The sequence below is a fragment of the Pseudomonas inefficax genome (assembly GCF_900277125.1).
GTDB lineage: Bacteria > Pseudomonadota > Gammaproteobacteria > Pseudomonadales > Pseudomonadaceae > Aquipseudomonas > Aquipseudomonas inefficax.
Genome location: NZ_OPYN01000065.1, coordinates 1 through 1452 on the forward strand (window position 1 = coordinate 1; position 1452 = coordinate 1452).

The 1452-nt window shown below is 66.7% G+C and carries 2 protein-coding genes; both read left to right on the top strand.

What is annotated here, in order from left to right; translation table 11 throughout:
- A partial coding sequence (gspL, locus tag JV551A3_RS07320) for a type II secretion system protein GspL (RefSeq protein ID WP_235874551.1) occupies positions 1-1002 on the top strand: 1002 nt, incomplete at its 5' end.
- Positions 999-1385 (top strand): type II secretion system protein GspM, encoded by a 387-nt coding sequence (gene gspM / locus JV551A3_RS07325; protein WP_133978462.1) that lies wholly within the window; start codon positions 999-1001, stop codon positions 1383-1385. The genes gspL and gspM, both read left to right, overlap by 4 nt.
- Positions 1386-1452: the final 67 nt, after the last annotated feature.

A 1452-nucleotide genomic window follows, 5' to 3' on the forward strand; every position in this document is an offset into this window, starting at 1 on the left:
GCGCTGGCCCAGGACGGCCTTGTGCAACGCCATGGGCAGGGCGAGCCGCCGGCCAACCTGCAAGCCCGTGTGGCGTTGATCCTGCCTGCCGAGGCCTGCAGCTATTTCCGCGTGCCGGCACCGCCCGGACTCAAGCGTGAAGAATGGCCGCTGTTGCTCGAAGACCGCTTGCTACAGGCCGTCGACGAGGTGACTTGCGCCTGCCTGGCCCGCGACCCCGGCCATCTTCGGTTGTTGGTGGTAACCCGCCAGCAACTGGACGACTGGCGCGGGCAGTGTGCCGAATGGGGCTTGCAGGTAGTCCGTTGCTGGGCAGAACTACAGCTGCTGCCGGCGCCCGAGGCGGGCCGTGCCTGGCAATGGCAGCGAACCCCCGGCATGTATTTTTACAAAGGGATGGGCGAAGACCGGCAGGAGCACTGGCTGGCCTGGCCGGATGCACTGGGCGAGGTGCCACGGCAACCGTGGGCGCAGCTGCAAAAGGTCGCGTTGAGCGGTGACTGGCCAAGCACGTTGGCACCGCTCGATAAATTGCCCGGCCTGTTCGAGCGCACCCGCAAGGTGCGCTCGCTGCCGGTGGTTTCCCGGGCGCAGCAGCGGCTGCTTGCGGCCTGCCTGGTATTGGCTGCCGTCTGGGGCGGGCTGTGGTTGAGCAAGCAGTGGGGCCAGGGGCAAATCTGGCGCAGTCAGGTCATCGCCCTAACCGGTGAGCAGGCCGGCCCCCGTTACGCCGCGCAGGCCCTCAAGCGCCTGCGCGAAAGTGAACTGCAACAGCAACTGCGCACGCGCCAGCTAGAGGATCTGGAGGCGGCGTTGCAGGCCTGGCTGCGTGACCACCCCAGCTGGCGCCTGCAAGCGGTGCGCTTCGATGGCCAGCGCTGGCACCTGCGGCTGGAAGGCGAGGGCGGTGCGCCGCCATGGAGCGACATGGCGAAAGCGGCTGGGGCCTCCGTCCAGGTGCAGGACGGCCAGGTGGTTTTCGACTTGGGAGCAACCTCATGAACCGGGCCTGGTTACAGCGTCATCGTTTGAGGCTCGCCTGGGCACTGATTGCCCTGTTGCTGGCCTTCCTGGCCCTGCGCGCGGGTCTTGCGCAGTGGCGCGAGCTCAACCAGTGGCGCGGGCTGGCCGAACAAGCCGCCAGCTTGCAAGGTGGCCCGGCGTTGAACCTGGAGCGGCTACGCCAGTCGGCCCAGGCGCGACAGATCGAACTGGCCGAGGTCGATGCGCAGGGCAAGGCCTGGCAACTGCGTGGGCAGGTGGCCGACGAACGAGTGTTGCAAGGTTGGTTGCAAAGCCTGCGTGCAGAAGGTGCACAGATACTGCAATGGGGGCTGGAGCAGGATGGCAAGGGCCTGCGCTTCAACCTGGTGATGCAGCCATGAGCCGCAAGGGCATGGCGTGGGTTGTGCTGGTGTTCGTGGTGTCGGTATTGGTTGAGCTTCCAGCCAA

Bases quoted from the DNA above. Each gene is read 5' to 3' on its own strand.
- gspM (WP_133978462.1), top strand. From the start codon at position 999: ATGAACCGGGCCTGGTTACAGCGTCATCGTTTGAGGCTCGCCTGGGCA.